Origin of the sequence: Sediminicoccus rosea, assembly GCF_033547095.1 — a bacterium.
In the GTDB taxonomy this organism is placed as follows: Bacteria; Pseudomonadota; Alphaproteobacteria; order Acetobacterales; family Acetobacteraceae; genus Roseococcus; species Roseococcus rosea.
Genome location: NZ_CP137852.1, coordinates 31,447 through 50,435, shown reverse-complemented (window position 1 = coordinate 50,435; position 18,989 = coordinate 31,447). Strand labels below are relative to the sequence as shown.

General features: G+C 70.1%; 14 protein-coding genes and 1 tRNA gene. 6 read left to right on the top strand and 9 right to left on the bottom strand.

The window, feature by feature from the left end:
- Positions 1–58: 58 nt before the first annotated feature.
- The 4 genes from gap to R9Z33_RS00205 form a co-directional block, all read right to left on the bottom strand.
- Positions 59–1,081, bottom strand: coding sequence for a type I glyceraldehyde-3-phosphate dehydrogenase (gene gap, locus R9Z33_RS00220; protein ID WP_318649279.1), 1,023 nt, complete (start codon positions 1,079–1,081; stop codon positions 59–61).
- Positions 1,078–3,129, bottom strand: coding sequence for a transketolase (gene tkt, locus R9Z33_RS00215; RefSeq protein ID WP_404830676.1), 2,052 nt, complete (start codon positions 3,127–3,129; stop codon positions 1,078–1,080). The genes gap and tkt overlap by 4 nt, the downstream gene beginning before the upstream one ends.
- A 99-nt stretch (positions 3,130–3,228) precedes the next feature.
- Positions 3,229–4,218 (bottom strand): alpha/beta fold hydrolase, encoded by a 990-nt coding sequence (locus R9Z33_RS00210; protein WP_318649277.1) that lies wholly within the window; start codon positions 4,216–4,218, stop codon positions 3,229–3,231.
- Positions 4,219–4,234: 16 nt separating this feature from the next.
- Positions 4,235–4,639, bottom strand: a complete 405-nt coding sequence (locus tag R9Z33_RS00205) for a hypothetical protein (protein ID WP_318649276.1) — start codon at positions 4,637–4,639, stop codon at positions 4,235–4,237.
- A gap of 151 nt (positions 4,640–4,790) precedes the next feature.
- Here R9Z33_RS00205 and phaR point away from each other — a divergent pair, with 151 nt between their 5' ends.
- Entirely contained in the window at positions 4,791–5,330 is a 540-nt protein-coding gene (gene phaR / locus R9Z33_RS00200; RefSeq protein ID WP_318649275.1) for a polyhydroxyalkanoate synthesis repressor PhaR, read from the top strand.
- A gap of 9 nt (positions 5,331–5,339) precedes the next feature.
- Here phaR and R9Z33_RS00195 read toward each other — a convergent pair whose 3' ends face one another.
- The 3 genes from R9Z33_RS00195 to R9Z33_RS00185 all read right to left on the bottom strand — a co-directional run bounded on the left by R9Z33_RS00195 (position 5,340) and on the right by R9Z33_RS00185 (position 8,461).
- Positions 5,340–6,620, bottom strand: coding sequence for a TRAP transporter large permease (locus tag R9Z33_RS00195; RefSeq protein WP_318649274.1), 1,281 nt, complete (start codon positions 6,618–6,620; stop codon positions 5,340–5,342).
- 203 nt (positions 6,621–6,823) lie between these two features.
- The gene (locus tag R9Z33_RS00190; RefSeq protein ID WP_318649273.1) at positions 6,824–7,375 is read right to left on the bottom strand and encodes a TRAP transporter small permease; all 552 of its coding nucleotides are present in this window, start codon (positions 7,373–7,375) and stop codon (positions 6,824–6,826) included.
- Positions 7,376–7,459: 84 nt separating this feature from the next.
- Positions 7,460–8,461: an MBL fold metallo-hydrolase gene (locus R9Z33_RS00185; protein ID WP_318649272.1), complete on the bottom strand. Its 1,002-nt coding sequence runs from the start codon at positions 8,459–8,461 to the stop codon at positions 7,460–7,462.
- Positions 8,462–8,815: 354 nt separating this feature from the next.
- Here R9Z33_RS00185 and R9Z33_RS00180 point away from each other — a divergent pair, with 354 nt between their 5' ends.
- A complete protein-coding gene (locus R9Z33_RS00180; protein ID WP_318649271.1) occupies positions 8,816–10,402 on the top strand; it encodes an ABC transporter substrate-binding protein in 1,587 nt (528 codons plus the stop codon).
- Positions 10,403–10,557: 155 nt separating this feature from the next.
- On the top strand, positions 10,558–12,345 hold the full coding sequence (locus R9Z33_RS00175) for a sensor histidine kinase (RefSeq protein WP_318649270.1): 1,788 nt from the start codon (positions 10,558–10,560) through the stop codon (positions 12,343–12,345).
- A 39-nt stretch (positions 12,346–12,384) separates the two neighbouring features.
- On the opposite strand, the gene R9Z33_RS00170 is transcribed toward R9Z33_RS00175, so the two are convergent.
- On the bottom strand, positions 12,385–13,278 hold the full coding sequence (locus tag R9Z33_RS00170) for an NAD(P)H-binding protein (RefSeq protein ID WP_318649269.1): 894 nt from the start codon (positions 13,276–13,278) through the stop codon (positions 12,385–12,387).
- Positions 13,279–13,399: 121 nt separating this feature from the next.
- On the opposite strand from R9Z33_RS00170, the gene R9Z33_RS00165 reads away from it, so the two are divergent.
- Together R9Z33_RS00165 and R9Z33_RS00160 are read left to right on the top strand one after the other, a co-directional pair.
- Positions 13,400–14,287 (top strand): LysR family transcriptional regulator, encoded by an 888-nt coding sequence (locus R9Z33_RS00165; RefSeq protein WP_318649268.1) that lies wholly within the window; start codon positions 13,400–13,402, stop codon positions 14,285–14,287.
- A 279-nt stretch (positions 14,288–14,566) separates the two neighbouring features.
- Positions 14,567–15,889, top strand: a complete 1,323-nt coding sequence (locus tag R9Z33_RS00160; protein WP_318649267.1) for a glycosyltransferase family 9 protein — start codon at positions 14,567–14,569, stop codon at positions 15,887–15,889.
- A gap of 145 nt (positions 15,890–16,034) precedes the next feature.
- Here the strand turns inward: R9Z33_RS00160 and R9Z33_RS00155 are convergent.
- Positions 16,035–16,111, bottom strand: a tRNA-Arg gene (locus R9Z33_RS00155).
- Between the two features lie 93 nt (positions 16,112–16,204).
- On the opposite strand from R9Z33_RS00155, the gene R9Z33_RS00150 reads away from it, so the two are divergent.
- Positions 16,205–18,982, top strand: a complete 2,778-nt coding sequence (locus tag R9Z33_RS00150) for an ATP-dependent DNA helicase (RefSeq protein WP_318649266.1) — start codon at positions 16,205–16,207, stop codon at positions 18,980–18,982.
- Positions 18,983–18,989: the final 7 nt, after the last annotated feature.

The following is an 18,989-nucleotide window of genomic DNA, read 5'->3' as shown; positions in this document are numbered from 1 at the left end:
CTAAGCGGCGCGAAGCCAAGCGCGCGAACGCGCGCGCCCGGCGCTTGAGGGCATCAAATCAAAGCTTGCCGTAGTAGGCCGCCGTGTCGCTCATGCGATTGCTGAAGCCCCACTCATTGTCATACCAGGACATCACGCGGACCAGACCACCATCCACCACCTGCGTCTGCGTCGCATCGAAGGTTGAGCTGTGCGGGTCGTGGTTGAAGTCGATCGAGACCAGCGGCGCCGTGTTGTAGCCGAGGATCCCCTTCAGCGGGCCGCTCTCGGCCGCCGCCTTCATCACGGCGTTGATCGCCTCCTTCGTCAGGCCCTCGGTCTTGGCCGGCACGAAGTCGAGCGAGACGAGCGAGACGTTCGGCGTCGGGATGCGGATGGCGGTGCCGTCCAGCTTGCCCTTCAGCTCCGGCATGACGAGGCCCACGGCCTTGGCCGCGCCGGTCGAGGTCGGGATGGCGGAGACGGCGGCGGCGCGGGCGCGGTGCAGGTCCTTGTGCAGCGTGTCCACCGTGTTCTGGTCACCCGTATAGGCATGGATGGTGACCATGTAGCCGCGCAGGATGCCGAAATGGTCGTGCAGCACCTTGGCGATGGGCGCCAGGCAGTTGGTGGTGCAGGAGGCGTTGGAGACGATCTTGTCCTCGGCCGTCAGCGTCGTGTGGTTCACGCCATAGACGATGGTCTTGTCCGCGCCGTCGCCAGGCGCGGAGATCAGCACCTTCTTCGCGCCGGTGCCGAGCAGCATCGAGGCCTTGTCGCGCGCGGTGAAGATGCCGGTGCACTCGGCCGCCACGTCCACGCCGTTCCATTGCAGCTTGGAGGGGTCGCGCTCGGCCGTCACCTTGATCGGGCCCCAGGTCTTGCCATGCGCCTTGATGGTGATGCTGTCGCCGTTGACGATCACCTCGCCCGGGAAGCGGCCATGCACGCTGTCATGGCGGAACAGGTGGGCATTCGCCTCGACCGAGCCGAGGTCGTTGATGGCCACGAACTCCACGTCGTCACGCCCGCTCTCGCAGGCCGCGCGCAGAACCAGGCGGCCGATGCGCCCGAAGCCATTGATGGCAATCTTCACCGTCATTTGGATTGTCCCTGTGTGTTGGGGCCTTGGCCCAGAAGCGACTTCGCGGCCGTGACGAGAGCGGGGGCCGTGATCCCGAAATGCTCGAAGAGTTTCTCGGCGGGCGCCGAGGCGCCGAAGCCGTTCATGCCGACGAAGGCATCCGTCCAGCGCTCCCAGCCGAAGCCGATGCCGGCCTCGATGCCGATGCGCGGCGCAGTGCCCAGGACGCTGGCTCGGTAGGCTTCGTCCTGCTGGGCGAAGATCTCCCAGCAGGGGAAGGAGACGACGGCGGCCTGAATGCCCTGCTCGGCCAGCGTGGCGCGGGCGGCGATCGCCAACTGCACTTCGCTGCCGGTGGCGATGAGCGTCACGTCGCGCGCGCCCTCGGCCTCGGCCAGCACATAGGCGCCGCGGGCGGAGCGGTTCTCGGTCGCATCCTCGCGCAGCGCGGGCAGCGCCTGGCGCGAGAGGGCCAGCACCGAGGGGCCCTCCGTGCGGCGCAGCGCCAGTTCCCAGCACTCGGCGGTTTCCATCGCATCGGCGGGGCGGAAGACGGCGAGGTTGGGGATGGCGCGCAGCGAGGCGATGGTCTCGACCGGCTGGTGCGTCGGGCCGTCCTCGCCGAGGCCGATGCTGTCATGCGTCAGCACATGGATGACGCGCTGGTGCATCAGCGCCGCGAGGCGCAGCGCGGGGCGCAGGTAGTCGGCGAAGATCAGGAAGGTGCCGCCATAGGGGATGATGCCGCCATGCAGCGCCATGCCGTTCATGGCCGCCGCCATGCCATGCTCGCGCACGCCCCAATGGACGTAGCGGCCGTTGAAGTTGCCCGGCCCGATGGCGGGCACGCCCTTCACGTCGGTGTTGTTGGAGCCGGTGAGGTCGGCGCTGCCGCCCACCATCTCGGGCACCGCCGGCACCAGCGCGCCCAGGCTGCGCTGGCTGGCGATGCGGCTGCCGATCTTCGGCTTCTCGGTGGCGAAGGTCGCACGCAGCGCGTTCAGCCCCTCGGCCCAGTTCTCCGGCAGCTTGCCGGCCATGGCGCGCTCGAACTCCACGCGCATCGGGTGCTTGGCGAGGCGCTTCAGCCAGGAGCGGCGCGTGCCGGCCGACCGGCGGCCGGCCTCTTCCCAGCGCGCCTTCAACCCCTCGGGGATGGTGAAGGGCTCCGCGTTCCAGCCGAGCGCCGATTTGGCCCCGGTGATCTCGTCGGCGCCCAGCGGCGCGCCATGGCTGCCGGCGGTGCCCGCCTTCTTCGGCGCCGCGAAGCCGATGATGGTCCGGCAGGCGATGATGGTCGGCTTCTTGCTGCGTGTCGCGGCGGCCATGGCGGCGGCGAGCTGCGCGTGGTCATGCCCGTCCACCCGCTTCACCGCCCAGCCATAGGCCTGGTAGCGGCGCAGCACGTCCTCGCTGAAGGAGAGGGCGGTGTCGCCATCAATGGAGATGTGGTTGTCGTCCCAGAGGACGGTCAGCTTGTCGAGCCCGAGATGGCCTGCCAGCGCCGCCGCCTCGTGGCTGATGCCCTCCTGCAGGTCGCCGTCGGAGCAGATGACCCAGGTGCGGTGATCCACCAGCGACTTGCCGAAGCGGGCGGCCAGCATGCGCTCGGCCATCGCCATGCCGACGGCGGTGGAGATGCCCTGGCCGAGCGGGCCGGTGGTCATCTCGATGGCCGGGTGCTCGCCATATTCCGGGTGGCCGGCGGCGGCGGAATGGAGCTGCCGGAAGTTCTTCAGCACCTCCATCTCCATGCCTGCATGGCCGGTCAGGTGCAGCAGCCCGTAGAGCAGCATGGAGCCATGCCCGGCGCTGAGCACGAAGCGATCCCGGTCGGCCCAGCGCGGGTCGGCCGCGTCGTATTTCAGGAAGCGCGTGAAGAGGACGGTCGCCACATCGGCCATGCCCATCGGCATGCCGGGATGGCCGGACTTGGCCTTTTCAACGGCGTCCATGGCGAGGACGCGGATGCAATCCGCCATTCGCCGCTCTTCCGTCACCGGCAGCGCGAGGATCGCGGCCTGGGCGGCGAGGGCGAGGTTGGGGGAGGTGCTGGGGGAGTCGATGCTGGCCAAGATGTGCAACGCCTTCACTTTGGCCGCGCCTATAAAGTGAGAGGCGGGGAGGGGCAAGTTTGCGCCCGGTATGTCTGGCTTGCGCTGCGGCTACAGCCCGCGCAGCCATTCCAGCAGCGGCCGCCACAGAGCGCCTTCGGCATTCTCGCCCGCCACCATGCCGATATGCCCGGCCCGCGCGAGATGGACCTGTGCCCCTGGCAGGGCGGCGGCCAGCGGCAGGGCGGCGGCGGGCGGCACAATCCGGTCCCGCGCCGGGACGGCGATGAAGCTCGGCCCGCGCCAGTCCCCGGGCGTCACCGGCAGGCCGGCCACCGCCCATTCCCCCCGGGCCGTCGTATTGCGGCCATACCACTCGCCCAGCGTCTCCCGCGCTACGGGGGCGGCCAGCGGCACGCCGTCATTCAGCCAGTCCTCCAGCACCACGAAGCGGTGGGCGCGGGCGGAGGCCTGGTCCAGCCGGCCGAAGGCGCGGAATTTCTCCGCGATCGAATAGGGGTCGAGCATGGCGAAGAGGCTTTGCAGCATGTCCACGCTGAGCGCGTTCATCGGCGTCATCATCGGTTCCAGCCCCGGCAACAGCTTCGCCATGCTGGGGGCCTGCGGGATGGCGCCGAAATCCCAGGGGGTGGCGAGCAGGGCGAGGCCCGCCACGCGATCCGGGCGGCGCTGCGCGGCGGCGAGCGCCAGCAGCCCGCCCATGCAATAGCCGGCCAGGATGAGGCCATGCGGGGCGGCCATCAGCGCGCGCTCCAGCCGGCCGGCGATATGGTCGGTCAGGGTGAAGCGGCGCTCCACCGGGCCGGGCCAGCCCCAGTCCAGCAGCAGCGGGTGGACACCCTGCCCGGCCAGGAAGCGCATGAGGGAGGCGCCCTCGTCCAGGTCCAGCACATGGGCGCGGTTGACGAGCGAGGGGACGAAGAGGACGGGCCGTCCGGCGCCGCCATAATCCAGCAGCCGGGCCGAGCCCTCCTGCCAGAGGACGGCCGGGTCGCTCAGTCGCCGGGCGTGCGGATGGCGGCGATAGGCGGCGAGGCCGCGCAGCAGGGCCGCATCCTCCCGCCAGAGGCGGCGCAGCACCGCGCCGCGAAATGCCTCAGGGCTTGCGCCGAGGGGCCCGAGGCTTGCGGCGATCCGGGCTGCCTCCGCCTGGCCCGCCTTCGAGCGCGGCCAGCCGGCGTTCCAGCTCGGCGAGCCGGGCGCGGAGGGCAGCGGCGTCATCATCGCCGCCATCCCCCGGCTGGCGCCCAGGATCAGGTGCAGGTTGAGCGGGCGCGGGCCCCGCCGGGGAGGAGGAGGGCGTGCCGGGTTCATGCGGGGCCTGCCACTTGGCCGCCGCCGCCATCTGCGCCGATTGGGCGCGCCAGAAGGCCGCCATCAACGCGACCGAGGCGGACCAGGCCTCGGCCAGTTCCGCATCCTGGCCCAGGCCCGCCAGTTCGCTCTCCCAGAGGGCGATCCAGTCGGCGGCCAGGCGGTCGAGATCCTCGGGGGAGTTCATCCATGCCCGTGACTATGTGTTGATGGAGGGACCAACATAGCGCGAAGCCTTGCGGCTTCCCATGCCGGCTGTGCTACGCTCGCACTGCAACAAACGCCAGAACTCCGACCGAAGCCAGAAACTCCAACCAAAGCCAAACTGGGGTGCCCGAATGCCCGATCAATCGGCCGAGACCAAGCCGGCGAAACCACCCGTCGTCGTCAAGAAATACGCGAACCGGCGCCTCTACAACACCGAGAGCAGCAGCTACGTCACCCTGGAGGATCTGGCCCAGATGGTCCGCGCCGGCCGCGATTTCGTGGTCTATGACGCGAAATCGGGCGATGACATCACACGCTCCGTCCTCACGCAGATCATCGTCGAGGAAGAGGCGAAGGGCAGCCACCTCCTGCCCGAGAGCTTCCTGCGGCAATTGATCGGTTTCTATGGGGATAGTCTGCAAGGTGTGCTGCCGCGCTACCTGGAAGCCACGATGACCGGCTTCTCTCGCCAGCAGGAGGAGATGCGGCGGGGCATGGAGCAGGCGCTGAAGCCCTTCAGCCTGGAGGAGATCAGCCAGCGCAACATGCTGATGATGGAGCGCGCGATGAACCTCTTCTCGCCCTTCCAGGGCCGCAGCGAGCTGGACGCGCTGAAGAGCGAGAATGCGGCGCTGAAGGCCGAGCTGAGCGCGCTGAAGGCGAAGGGCTGACCGCGCGCCCTACCGATACCACCGGTTGGGCAGGTACATCACCACCTCCGGCACATAGGTGCAGAGCAGCAGCACGCCCACCAGCGGCACCAGGAAGGGCATGACGCCGCGGGCCGCATCCTCGAAGGAGATGCCGCCCACGCGGGCCAGGATGAAGAGCACGATGCCCACGGGCGGCGTCAGCAGCCCGATGCACAGGTTCAGCACCATGATCAGCCCGAAATGCACCGGGTCCACGCCGATGCTTTCCATGATGGGCAGCATGATCGGCACCAGGATCAGGATGGCCGGCAGCGGCTCGATCGCCAGGCCCACCAGCAGCAGGAAGACATTGGCGATCAGCAGGATCAGCCATTTCTGCTCGGTGATGGAGAGCACCCAGCCCACCACCTGCTCGCTGACGCGCGTCGTCGTCAGCAGCCAGCCGAAGATCTCCGATGCGGCGACGATGAGGAGGATGGTGGCCGTCACCTCCACCGTCTCGAAGCTCACCTTGCAGATCGCGCGGAAGCCGAGGGTGCGGTAGACGATGACGCCGAGGAAGAGCGCATAGGCCACCGCGCAGATCGCGCCCTCGGTCGGTGTGAAGAGGCCGAAGCGCATGCCGCCGATGATCAGCACCGGAGTGAGCAGCGGCAGCAGGCCGCGCATCAGCGTGCGGCCCAGCTCATAGACGCGGAACTTGGCGTCCGCGCCATAGCCGTACCGCCGCGCATACCACCAGACCATCACCATCAGGCAGGAGGCGAGCAGCAGGCCCGGCACGATGCCGGCGGCGAAGAGCTGCCCGATGCTCGCATTGGCCGAGACGCCGTAGATCACGAGCGGCAATGAGGGCGGCAGCAGCGGCCCCAGCATGGAACTGGCCGCCGTGATGCCGACGGCGAATTTCGGGTCATAGCCATGGGCGCGCATGGCCCGCACCTCGATGGTGCCGAGGCCCGCGGCATCGCCCACCGCCGTGCCGCTCATGCCCGCGAAGACGACCGAGCCCACGACATTCACCTGGCCGAGCCCGCCCTTCATCCAGCCGACGGCGGCCACCGCGAAGTCATAGATGCGCTCGGTGATGCCGGACGAGTTCATCAGCATGCCGGCGAAGATGAAGAAGGGCACGCAGAGCAGTGGGAAGGAATCCACGCCGCCCACCATGCGATGCACGATGGCGAGCAGCGGAATCGAGCCATCCACCAGCGCAAAGATGATGGAGGCGCCGGCCAGCGCGATGGCGACCGGCAGGCCGAGCGCGAGAAGCCCGAAGAAGCCGAAGAGCAGGATGGCGGCGGTCATGTTTTCATGCCCTCAAGCAGCGGGCGGCGGCTCCGCCGCCTGGCCTTCGCGCCGTGGAGATGTGGCGCGGGTTGGGGAGGAGGTCGCGGCGCGCCGGCCGCGGTGCGGCCAAATCCTCTAAAGTCGCGCAGGCCTTCGTCATGTGAGAGCTGCCACGCACGAATCCGGTCGCCCCGCGGCCGGCGCCTGAGGGCACACAGATATCAAGCCAGCACATCCTGCTGGCTTGGCGCATCTCCGTGCCGCCAGCGGCGCCAGACCCACCAGCACTCGCGGAGGAACATGCCGGCGAAGCCCGCCGCCACCGGCCAATAGACCCAGGCGAGCGAGGCATTCAGGCTGTCCATCGGCATCACGCCCATGCGCTCGGACAGGTCCACGCTGATCCAGGCGCCGAAGCCCCAGAAGGCCAGCCGGCCGAGATCCTGCACGGCCCAGAGCACGCGCCGTCCGCGCGGCGGCAGGGCCATTTCCAGCGCCTCGACGCGGATATGCGTGCCGCGCCGGACCGCCCCGGCGCTGCCGATGAAGGTGAGGATGATCAGCAGGTAGCGCGCGACTTCCTCCGTCCAGGCGACGCTGTCGTTCAGGACGTAGCGGCTGAAGAACTGCGTGAAGACGAGGATGCCCAGCACCCAGAGCAGGCCGAGGCCGACCCAGTCCTCGACGCCGTAGTTGCGGAAGGAGAAATGGCGCAGGTCATCGGCGTAGCCGGCCTCCTGCGCCTGCGCGATTCCCTCGAAGGGCTTGTCCAAGCGCTTCCCCCAAACCTTGCTTGGCTGGGACTGTATCGGAAAGAAGGATGCAGGCGACTTAAACCGCCGTCATCCAAGCCCGCCTCAACCCAGCCCGGTCACGTTCATCGGCGCCGGCACCCAGGCATAGCCATCCCCCTGCCGCGCGACATGGCCAAGGCCCGGCCAGGGGAAGTGGTAGCTCAGCAGCGCGTGCCGGTCCGTCGCCACGCGGTCCAGCATGCGGGCGCGCGAGCGGGCGGATTGCGCGGGGTCGCTGTCGAAGGCGAATTCCCAGGCGGGGCGGCGCAGCATGATGGCATGGTGGTGCGCGAGGTCGCCGGAGTTGATCACCGTCCGCCCGCCGCTGCTGATGGCGAAGACATGGTGCCCGATAGTGTGCCCCGGCGTGGCCAGGGCCGTGACGCCGGGCACCACCGGCTGTTCGTCGCGCACCGGAATGATCCGATCCCGATAGGCGTTGAGGTTGCGCTTCGCGCCCTCGATGAAGATGGGCATGAAGGCTGGGCCGCGCTTGTTCGCGTCATCCGTCCAGAAGCGCAGGTCCAGCTCGCTGATCGCGACCTGCGCGTTGGGGAAGACGCGCGCGCCGGATGCATCCACCAGGCCCCAGCAATGGTCGCAATGCGCGTGGGTGACGGCGACGATGTCGATCTGCGCTGGCTCGATCCCGGCGGCGCGGAGATTCTGCACCATGCGCCCCGTGGTGGGGCCGAACATGCGGCTGTCATTGCCCATGCTCTCGCCCATGCCGGTGTCGAAGAGGATGAGCTGCCGGCCGGTGTTCAGCACCAGGATGTTCTGCTCCAGCACAACGCCGTCGGTCGGCAGGAAGTTGTCGGTGAGGATGCGGTTCATCTCGGCCGGCGGGGCGCCCGGAAACCCATCGCCCGGCTTGCCGAGCGGGAGCGCGCCGTCGGAAATCACCGTCGCCTCGAACTCGCCGATGCGGAAGCGATACCAGGCGGGGGCGGCCTGGTTGCGGAAGGGGGCCGCGGCCCGGGCCGGCATGGAGGGGGCCGCCATGAAGGGGGCGGCAAGACCCATGGCGGCGAGCCCGAGGCCCGCGCGGCGTGACAGCGTCATCGTTTCTCTCCCTTTGGCCTTCGGCGGCGGGTGGCAGGCTAACAGGGACGCTCGCGGCACTTCAATCGCAAGTTGCATGACCTGGCGCGCATTATGCCGCCCGGTTTTCCTGCGGCCAGGGCTTGCCAGCCGCCTCGGGGAGGCCCATCACGACAGCGTCACCTGGGTGAGCCCTGACCCCCCGCGCGAAACCCCCGCGCGGTCGCCGGGCTGAGAGGCGGGATGCATCCCGCGATCCCTGGAACCTGATCCGGTTCGTACCGGCGAAGGGAGCGGTGCTTTCGGCCCTCTGCGCGTCCTGCGCCTGGGGGCCATCCCTCCATTCGTCGTCCGCGCGCCGCATGGAGGAAATGGATGGACCGCCGCGCTTTCCTGGCCCTTGCTGGCGCCAGTGCTTCAACTTCCCCCTTTGGCCCCGCCCTCGCGCAGTCCGCGCGCGCCCGCACCCTGCGCTTCATGCCGCAGGCCGCGCTCGCGGTGCTGGACCCGATCTTCAACCCGACGACGATCGTGACGACGCATGCCTATTGCGTCTTCGACACGCTCTACGGTGCCGACCGCGCGCTGCGCCCGCATCCGCAGATGGCCCAGGGGCATAGCGTCTCGGCCGATGGCCTGACCTGGACCATCACGCTGCGCCCCGGCCTGCGCTTCCATGATGGCGAGCCGGTGCGCGGCCGTGACTGCGTGGCCAGCATCCGCCGCTGGGCGGTGCGTGACGGCTTCGGCCAGGTGCTGATGCGCGCGGTGGCGGAACTCTCCGCGCCGGATGACGCGACCATCCAGTTCCGCCTGAACCGGCCCTTCCCCGCGCTGCTCGATGCGCTGGCCAAGCCCGGCGCGTCACCCTGCTTCATGATGCCCGAGCGCTTCGCCAGCACGCCGCCGGACCGCGCCCTCGGCCCAGAGGCGATGATCGGCTCCGGTCCCTGGCGCTTCCTTGCCGCCGAATACACCCCCGGCTCCCGCGCGGCCTATGCGCGCAACGAGGCCTATCTCCCGCGCGAGGAACCGGCCGAGGCCGCGGCGGGCGGCAAGCGCGTGCATTTCGACCGGTTGGAGATCATCTGGATCCCGGATGGCGGGACGGCGGCCGCCGCACTCCGCACCGGCGAGATCGACTGGATCGAATACCCGCTGCCGGACCTTGTGCCCGTGCTGGACCGCGACCGCGGCACCCGCACGCAGATCTACGACCCCAACGGCTTCCTCGGCTTCATCCGCTTCAACCACCTGCACCCGCCCTTCAACGATGTGCGCGTGCGCCGCGCCATCCGCGACGTGGTGGTGCAGCCCGACTACATGCAGGCCGTGGCCCTACCGCAGGACTGGCAGCAATGCCACGCCATGTTCCCCTGCGGCCTGCCTGGTGCCACCGAATTCCCCGCGGCACCGCGCGGCGAGGTGGCGATGCAGCGCGCCCGCGATGCGCTGCGCGAGGCCGGCTACAACGGCGAGCCGATCATTCACATCAATCCGAGCGACTTTCCGGCGGTGACGCAGCAGGGCCGCGTGACGGTGGACCTGATGCGGCGCCTCGGCGTGAACATCCAGGCGGTGGAGAGCGACTGGGCCAGCATCATCGCCCGCCGCGCCAACCGCGCCCCGCCCGCGCAGGGCGGCTGGAACCTGCACAACACCAACGGCCCCGCCGCCACCATCGCCAACCCGGCGGTGAGCTGGGCGATCCGCATGAACGGCGCCCAGGCCTGGGCCGGCTGGCCGACCGACGCGGCGGTGGAGGCCGAGGTGGAGGCCTGGACGCTGGCCGCCGACGCCGAGGCCCAGGCCGCCGCCTTCCAGCGCCTCCAGGCGCTGCTGTGGGAGGCGGTGCCGATCGCACCCACCGGCCTGTTCCGCCTGCGCACGGCGTTCCGCAGCGACCTGACGGGCGTGCTGCAGGCGCCGAACCCGATGCTGTGGAACCTGCGCCGGACCTAGCGGCGCGCGGCCCGGATTCCCTCGTCCGGGCCACCGCCCTCGCCTTGCCGGGTCGGGTGGCCGCCTGCTAGCGTCGATTGCGGGCGTGATATGAAGCTGGGCAGGCGCATCGCGGCCCGCGCCCGCCTTACCCCTTGCTTCGCGGAATCCGATCCTTGGCTGGGCTTCTCGACGCACCCTCCATTCTCTTCTCCGCGGGCTTCATCGGACTTGTCGGCAGCGTCCTGCTGGTGCGGAGCAGCCAATACAGCGCACAGCGCGGGGCAAGGGCGGTGCCCGCCGCCTGGATCGGCGCAGCGATGGTGCAGGCCTTCGCCTCCTTCGGTCATGCGGTGCGGGCCGACGTGCCGCCCGAATTCGCGTTCAGCTTCGTCAACGCGATCCAGTTGCTCGCTGTGGCGTTGCTCTGGCTCGGCGCCAGGCAATTGGCCGGGCATTCACCGCCCCGCGCGATCGTCCTCCTGCCGCCCTTGCTCTGGCTGATGGCCTGCCTTGTTCCAGGCTTCATGGCGGCGCGCGAATTGCGGGTCGGTTCCCTTTCCATCCTGATCTACGGCATCTTCGCCTGGGCGATCCTCGACCTCGTCAGGATCTACCGGCGGCACAGGCTGCGCGCGGCGCTGGACATGGCCATGCTCGTCGGCCTCGTCGTCATTGTCCTGGTCGCGATCATCCTGTCCTCGCTCCTCTTCGGATTTGGTCCCTCTGAGGGCGCGGAGGCGCTGTTCATCGGTGTGCCAGGGCTGCTGACCGCCCTGTATGGAACGACCCTGCCCTTCCTGATGCTCACCGTGGCCCGTGAATGGGACGCGCTGGACGAAGGCGAGCGCCGCGCTGCCTCCCTCAAGGAGGGGCGCGCCACGGTGGAGCGCCTGCATGGCGGCCTGCCCGCCCTGATCTTCGTGCGCGAGTTCGACGCCGATGGCCGCACGCGCCTGCTCTACCGGGGCGGCAATGTCGAGGCGGTCACCGGCTTTCCGCCGGGCGCCCTGAACGACTTCGACAACCTCGCGACCCTCGCCGAGGATCGCAGTCCGGTGACGCGAGCGATGGAGAACGCCCGGCGGTCCGGCACCGCCACCGCCGACTGGTCCATGCGGCGGCCGGACGGCAGCGGGGTGACGTGGCTGCGGACCAGCATGCGGGTGGAGGAGCGGCGGCCCGATGGGGGCATCACGCTCGTCGGCTACAGCATCAACATCACGAATGAACGCGAGGCCCAGGCCCGGGCGGCGGCCTCGGGGCGCCTCGCCTCGCTGGGCGAGATGGCGACGGGGCTGGCGCATGAACTGACGCAGCCGCTCCAGGCGATCATGACCGGGACCGAGATGGCGCAGCTGGACGCGCAACGGATCGAGGCCGCCGGGATTGATGCGCGGCTGGAGACGGTGATCGGGCAGGTGGTCCGGGCGCGCAGCATCATCAGCAATCTCCGGCGCTTTGCCCGGGGCGAGCCGCCGGGCGCGCCGGTGCGCGCGATCCCGGTCGAGGCCGCCATCGGGAATGTGATGGTCCTGATCGGCGGCTTGATGCGCGATGCGGACATCGAGGTGGTGACGGACATCGCGCCGGATGCGCGGTTCGTGCTCGGCCATCCCGTCGCGCTGGAGCAGGTGCTGACGAATCTGCTGATCAACGCGCGGGACGCCCTGGCCCATGCGCCCGAGGGGGCACCGCGCCGGGTCACCCTTGCCACCGAGGCGGCCGAGGGCACCGTGCGGCTGCGGGTCGCCGACACTGGCGGGGGCATTCCGCCCGAGATCGCGGCGCATGTGTTCGAGCCCTTCGTGACGACGAAGGGGCCCGACAACGGCACAGGCCTCGGCCTGTCGATTTCCCACGGGCTGGTGACCGCGATGGGGGGAACGATCACGGCGGGCAATGCGGTGGCGGGGGCGGTGTTCACCATCACCCTCCCCATGGCGGCCGCCGAGGGCGCGTGACGCCACGCGGCCCGGACGGAGCCGGGCCGCGCCGCGCGGTCAGGCCGCCGCCCGGCCGGCATCCCGGATGGCGGCGAAGGTCGCCGCCAGCGGCGCCGGCGCGCGGCCGGTCAGCGCGCGCACATCATCGCTGAGCAGCGCGAACTTGCCGGCGCGGATATTCGCCTCGCTCGCCACCAGCACCGGCGCGATGAAGGGTGGCAGGCCGGCCTGGACGAGGATGCCGGCCCGCTTGGCCTCGTCCAGCTTCACCGCGACCACGGGACGGCCGAAGACTTCGCTCGCGTGGGCCGCGATGTCGTCCATCGCCAGCAATTCGGGGCCGCTGAGGTTGTAGATGCGCCCGGCCTCGGCCTTGCCCGCCAGGGCCGCCGCGGCCGCGCGGGCGCAATCCTCGCGCGAGATGGGGGCGTAGCGGCCCTCGCCCGCCGCCGTGGTCCATTGCCCGCGCTCGAGCGCGGCACCCAGCTCCATCAGCAGGTTCTCCTGGTACCAGGCGTTGCGCAGGATGCTCCAGCCGAGGCCGCTCTCGCGCAGCGCCACCTCGGTGCCGAGGTGATCCGGCGCGAAGGGCACCAGCGAATCCTCCGGATTGGGCATGGAGGTGTAGAGGACATGGCCCACCCCGGCCGCCCGCGCCGCCGCCACCGCGGCATGGTGCTGCGCGAGGCGCCGGCCGGGCCGGTCCAGCGCGTCGGTGGAGATGAGCAGCAGGCGGCCGACGCCAGCGAAGGCCTGGGCCATGCCCGCGGGCTGCTCGAAATCGAGCGCCACCACGCGGATTCCGCGCGCGGCGAGGTCGGCGAGCTTCGACGGGTCGCGCGTGCCGGCGAGGATGCGGCCGGGGGCCACGCCCTCGCTGGCCAGCAGGTGATGGATGACGGCGCGGCCGAGCTGGCCGGAGGCGCCGGTGACGAAGAGGGTCTCGGTCATGGGATGCTCCTGGATCATGCGGTTCGCGCCCCTGGTCGGCGCGCTTGCGGGGCAAATGGGGCATCTTGAAACTTCAAAAACCGGAACAATTTCGGATCATAACTTCAAATGATTTGAAGATATGGATGCCCTCACCCTCGACCAGTTCACCGTCTTCGTAGCCATCGCCGAGACTGGGAGCTTCGCCGGCGCGGCCCGTCGCCTGGGGCGCGCGCAATCCGCCGTGACCTATGCCGTGCAGAAGCTGGAGGAGCAGACTGGCCTGCCCCTCTTCGACCGCACCGCCTATCGCCCGGTGCTGAGCGAGGCGGGGCGGGCGCTGCTGCCGCGCGCGCGGCGGGTGGTGGAGGATGTCGCGGCCTATCGCCGCCAGGCCGCCGGGATCGCCCAGGGGGTGGAAGCGGAGCTGACCGTGGCGCTGTCGAGCCTGACGCCGCTGGACGTGGTGACGCCCGCGCTGGCGCGGCTGCATGGCGGCTATCCCGGCGTGCAGTTGCGGCTGCTGATCCAGCCCGACGAGCAGGCCGTCGCCAGCCTGCTGGAGGGCGAGGCGGACCTGGCCCTCGCGCTGGACCTGCCCGGCCTGCCCGACTGGGCGGAGCGCAGCCTGCTGACCGATCTCGACATGGTCTTCGTCGCCGCGCGCGACCATCCGCTGGCCGCGCTGGAGGGGCCGCTGGCGCCGGAGGTGCTGGGCGAACACCTCCAGGTGGCGGTGAGTGTGGAGCGCGCGGCGCGGCGTGGGCGGGACCACGGCGTCGTCGGCATCAACCGCTGGTATGTGCCGGATGTGACGACGAAGCTGGCGCTGCTGCGCGCAGGGCTTGGCTGGGGCAGCATGCCGCGGGCCATGGTGGCCGAGGATCTGGCCGCGGGCCGGATGGTGCTGCTGCAGGGGGCCATCCCGTTCCGCGACCGTCCGGCCGCGATGCTGGCCGCCATCCACCACCGCGAACGGCCGCCGGGCCCGGCGGCCCGCGCCTTCATCGCCGTGTTGCGGGGGGCGTGACGACCGCTTTGCGCTGCACGCGATCCATCCTGTCGCCGGGCCCGAGTGACCTGCTTGCGCCTGGCCCGGGCGTGCCCCTTGCACGCGATCTCGAAATCGTGAAATAACGAGGAAGTGTCCGATTCACGTAAATTCTCACATTTTTCTGTACGAAAATTCTGACTGGCCGGCGTGATCAATGGTCCGAATATTGAAGTTGAATGAATAGAGAAGATCATGTTTAGTTCTTACTAACGGGCCGCCAGGCGATTAATACATGCGCTGTCAAATACAACAGATATGCCGCTGATGATTCCAAGAATACAGCGCGTCGCGCGGCGGACCGCAGACGTATATTATGAAACTGGGTCGAGGTGCGCAGCCTCCCTTTATCTCTACAAATCGCTTGCCGCGAAGGTATCGTTCTTCGCGACGCATGTCTGGGGCTTAGGGCGGTATCTGATGCCCTGGCGCCTGGCCAAGGAGACGCGGCGCCTTGAGGCCATCCGCAACGAAGGGCGGCTTGCGGTCGTCATCACCGTGTCGGGCGGGCTTGGAGACCTCATTGTCATCGCGCGGTGCATGCGTGACCTCGCCGCCAAGGTCGAGCCATTCTCCTTCGACGTCTTCGCGCCCTCGCCCGGCTTGGCGCAATGGGTGTTTTCCGCAGTGCCCGGGTTCGATCGCGCATACCCCGACACGCTCGAGGGCCTCGCGGGTCGTGCTTACGACATACGGCTGCGCCTCAACCAGACGCTCGTCATCGTCTATGACGCTGTGCGCTGGGCGCGCCTTCGTCTGGCGCCGCGCATGATGGAAGTCGTGAGCCACATCAGCCGTTCGCGACGCCGTGGCGGCCTGGAACCCTACATCCTGCATCACCCGCTGCTGGACAACGGGCTGGCGCGCAAGGCGGTGTATGCGAACCGCAACCGCAACGACTTCCTGCATTCACTCGCCGGGCTGGAGTATGGGGGGGATCACCTGCCGATCGCGGCGGACGAGACGGTGCTGGCGCGCCTCGGGCTTGAAGGCCGGCCCTTCGTGACCGTGCACAACGGCTTCGACACCAATTTCGTCATCACAGCCCCGCGTGCCACCAAGTGCTATCCGCACTTTGCCGATGTCGTGGCCGCGCTGAAGGCTGCCCGGCCCGACCTGGTCGTCGTGCAGATCGGCACGACGACGAGCGATCCCATACCGGGCGTCGACTTGAACCTGATCGACCAGACCACCTTGCGCGAGGTCGCAGGACTGCTGCGGGCGACGTCGCTGCACCTCGACAACGAGGGCGGGCTTGTCCACCTCGCGGCCTGCTACGGTCGCCGCAGCCTGGTGCTGTTCGGGCCGACGCCGTCCGACTACTTCGGCTACGCCCGCAACATCAATGTGGATCCGGTGCGCTGCGGGGGCTGCTGGTGGATCGACGAACTCTGGATGGCCCGCTGCCCGCGTGGCATGGCGCAGCCCGAATGCCTGTTCGACCAACCCCCTGCCAAGGTCGCCGCATTAGCGCTTTCAGCGCTTCAAATCGGCGCCGGCGGCAGCGACCGACATCCGCCTGATGCGCGACGCGTGGCGAGCCTGCCGCCGCTCGGCGAGGTCAGCAGACGCGAGACCTGAGGTTGTTGGTCGGACACGCGCCTTGGTGGACGGGCCGGGCGGCTGCAAGACGATCGATACCGAACCGGATCGCCTGCCCCGCATGGAAGCCCACGCATGCCTTGCGGTGGAAGGGCCGAAAGCCGCATGAAATGGATGAGTGTTCTGGTGTCCCCGGCGGGATTCGAACCCACGGCCCCCAGATTAGGAATCTGGTGCTCTATCCTGCTGAGCTACGGAGACGCATTGTCCAAATAGCACGCCCGCCACCCGGACCGGAAGCGCGCCGCCGCCGAGGTTGGCGCGCCGCGCCCCCTGGCGCATAAGCAGGCGCCCATGGCCGCCGTCTCCCCCCGCCTCCTGCTGCCCGACGCGCCGGCCCTTGTCGCCGCGCACGGCCGCGCCACGCTGCTCACGCCGGATGGCGAGGTGCTGACGCTAACCGGCGGGCGCATCGCCGAGGCGCTGGCCGAATATCCGCCGCCCCTGCTGGTCCATGCGCCTTCCACGGCGAAGCGGCTGGACCTTCCCCGCTTCCTCGACGCCTTCGACCTGCTGGAGCTCTTCGCCTTCGCGCTCCCCGCCCGCAGCGCCCCGCCGACGCCGCGCGGCCTCGCCCTGGTGCTGGACCTGCCGCCGCCGGAGGATGACGAGGCCGCAGCCGCGCTGCTGCCCGAAATCGCCTCGCGCCTGTTGCGCGCGCTGGCCGACGAAGCGCGCGCCCCCTCGGGGAAGGAGGCCGCGGGCATGGCGGCGCAACTCGCCGGCGCCGCGCAATGGCCCTGGGTGCCGAGCGTGCTGGCCGCGCTGGGTCAGCCCGACGCCAAGCCCGACCGCAACGCCTTCAAGACCTGGCGGCGCCTGCCGGAATGGGAGGAGACGGCCGCCCCGCCGCCGCCCGCGAGCCATGCCGTCAGCGGCGCCGATTCGCGCCGCCGCCTGGCCGAGATGCTGGGCGCGGGGGCCGAGCAACGCCCGCAGCAGGCCGATTTCGCCTCCGCCGCCGCCGGCGCCTTTGCCCCGAGGGAGGCCGAGGGCGCGCCCCACATGATCCTGGCCGAGGCGGGCACGGGCACCGGCAAGACGCTGGGCTACATCGCGCCCTCCAGCCTCTGGGCCGAGCGCAACGGCGCGCCCGTCTGGATCAGCACCTACACCCGCAATCTGCAGCGCCAGATCGACCAGGAGCTGATGCAGCTCTTCCCCGATCCGGAGGAGCGGCGGGCGCGCGTCACCGTCCGCAAGGGGCGCGAGAACTACCTCTGCCTGCTCAACCTGGAGGAGGCGCTGGGCCAGTCCGCCATGCGCCAGATGGCGCTGCCGCTGGCGCTCGTTGCGCGCTGGGCGGGGGCCACGCGTGATGGCGACATCCAAGGCGGCGATTTCCCCGGCTGGATCGGCGAGCTGTTCCAGCCCGGCGCGCTCATGGGCCTCGCCGACCGGCGCGGGGAGTGCATCCGCTCGGCCTGCGCGCACTACAAGAAATGCTTCGTCGAACACTCGATCCGCCGCGCCCGCACCGCGCGGCTCGTCGTCGCCAACCATGCGCTGGTCATGGTGCAGGCGGCACTCGGCGGGGGCGAGGATGGCAGGCCCACGCGCTATGTCTTCGATGAAGGGCATCACCTCTTCGACGCGGCGGACAGCGCCTTCTCCTCCGCGCTGACGGGCGTCGAGGCGGCGGAGCTGCGCCGCTGGCTGCTCGGTGCCGAGGGTGGCCGTTCCCGCGCCAAGGGCCTGCGCGCCCGCATCCAGGAATTGGCGGGCGACATCCCGCAACTGCTGGCCCCGATGGAGGAGGCGCTGCACGCCGCGCGCTGCCTGCCCGGCGGCGGCTGGTATGCCCGCATGGGCGATGGCGCGCTGCCCGCCGATGGCAATCCGACCGAGACCTTCCTGCACGCCGCCCGCCAGCAGATCCTGGCCCGCGCCGTGGAGGATGACGGCATCTACACGCTCGAGGTGGACCTGCATCCGGTGAGCGAGGCGGTGCTGGAATCCGGCGCCGCCCTGGCCGCCGCCCTGCAGGCGCTGGAACAGCCGCTGACCCGCCTGCGCGACGCGCTGGCCGCCAAGCTCGAAACCCCCGAGGGCGAGGAGGAGCCGGAAGTCGGCGAGCGCATCCGGCTGGAGACGGCCATGCGCGGCATCGAGCGGCGCGCCCTCATGCCGCTCGGCGCTTGGCGCGCCATGCTGGGGCAGCTCGCCGCCCCCCAGCCCGAGCCGGGCACGCGCCCCGTGATGGTGGACTGGCTCCAGCTCGACCGGCGCGAGGGGCGGGACGTGGATGCCGGCCTGCACCGCCACTGGCTGGACCCGACCATCCCCTTCGCCCAGGTGGTGGCCGCACCGGCGCATGGGCTTCTCATCACCTCCGCCACCCTGACCGACGCCGCGAAGCGCGACGACCCCGAGGCCGCCTGGCGCGAGGCCGAGGCGCGCACCGGTGCCGTGCATCTGCCGCTGCCCGCCATCCGCGCCGCGCTGCCATCGCCCTTCGACTATGCAGCCAATACGCGCACCTTCATCGTGACCGACGTGGATGCGCGGCAATCGGGCCCGGTGGCGAGCGCCATGCAGCAATTGTTCCTCGCCTCGGGCGGTGGCGCGCTCGGCCTCTTCACCGCCATCCGGCGCCTGCGCGAAGTGGCGCACCGCATCGCGCCCGCGCTGGAGGCGCGCGGCATCCCGCTCTATTCCCAGCATGTGGACGCGATGGACAATGCCACGCTGGTGGACATCTTCCGCGCGGAGGAGAACTCCTGCCTGCTCGGCACGGATGCGATGCGCGACGGCGTGGATGTGCCGGGCCGCGCGCTGCGCCTGCTGGTCTTCGACCGCGTGCCCTGGCCGCGCCGCACCATCCTGCACCGCGAGCGCCGCCTGCACCTGAGCGAGGGTGCGCCGCAGGGCCATGACGACACGCATGCGCGGCACAAGCTGCGCCAGGCCTTCGGCCGCCTGGTGCGGCGCGCGGATGACAAGGGCGTGTTTGTCCTGCTGGACCGCGCCTGCCCCTCGCGCGTGCTGGCCGGCCTGCCGGAGGGTGTGACGCCGCGCCGCGTCACGCTCGCCGAGGCGGTGGCGCAGACGCGCGAGCTTCTCGCGCCGTAATCCAGGC

Coding starts and splice junctions, on each gene's coding strand:
- gap (WP_318649279.1), bottom strand. CDS start 1,081: ATGACGGTGAAGATTGCCATCAATGGCTTCGGGCGCATCGGCCGCCTG.
- R9Z33_RS00205 (WP_318649276.1), bottom strand. CDS start 4,639: ATGAACTCCCCCGAGGATCTCGACCGCCTGGCCGCCGACTGGATCGCC.
- phaR (WP_318649275.1), top strand. CDS start 4,791: ATGCCCGATCAATCGGCCGAGACCAAGCCGGCGAAACCACCCGTCGTC.
- R9Z33_RS00195 (WP_318649274.1), bottom strand. CDS start 6,620: ATGACCGCCGCCATCCTGCTCTTCGGCTTCTTCGGGCTTCTCGCGCTC.
- R9Z33_RS00185 (WP_318649272.1), bottom strand. CDS start 8,461: ATGACGCTGTCACGCCGCGCGGGCCTCGGGCTCGCCGCCATGGGTCTT.
- R9Z33_RS00180 (WP_318649271.1), top strand. CDS start 8,816: ATGGACCGCCGCGCTTTCCTGGCCCTTGCTGGCGCCAGTGCTTCAACT.
- R9Z33_RS00170 (WP_318649269.1), bottom strand. CDS start 13,278: ATGACCGAGACCCTCTTCGTCACCGGCGCCTCCGGCCAGCTCGGCCGC.
- R9Z33_RS00165 (WP_318649268.1), top strand. CDS start 13,400: ATGGATGCCCTCACCCTCGACCAGTTCACCGTCTTCGTAGCCATCGCC.
- R9Z33_RS00160 (WP_318649267.1), top strand. CDS start 14,567: ATGCCGCTGATGATTCCAAGAATACAGCGCGTCGCGCGGCGGACCGCA.
- R9Z33_RS00150 (WP_318649266.1), top strand. CDS start 16,205: ATGGCCGCCGTCTCCCCCCGCCTCCTGCTGCCCGACGCGCCGGCCCTT.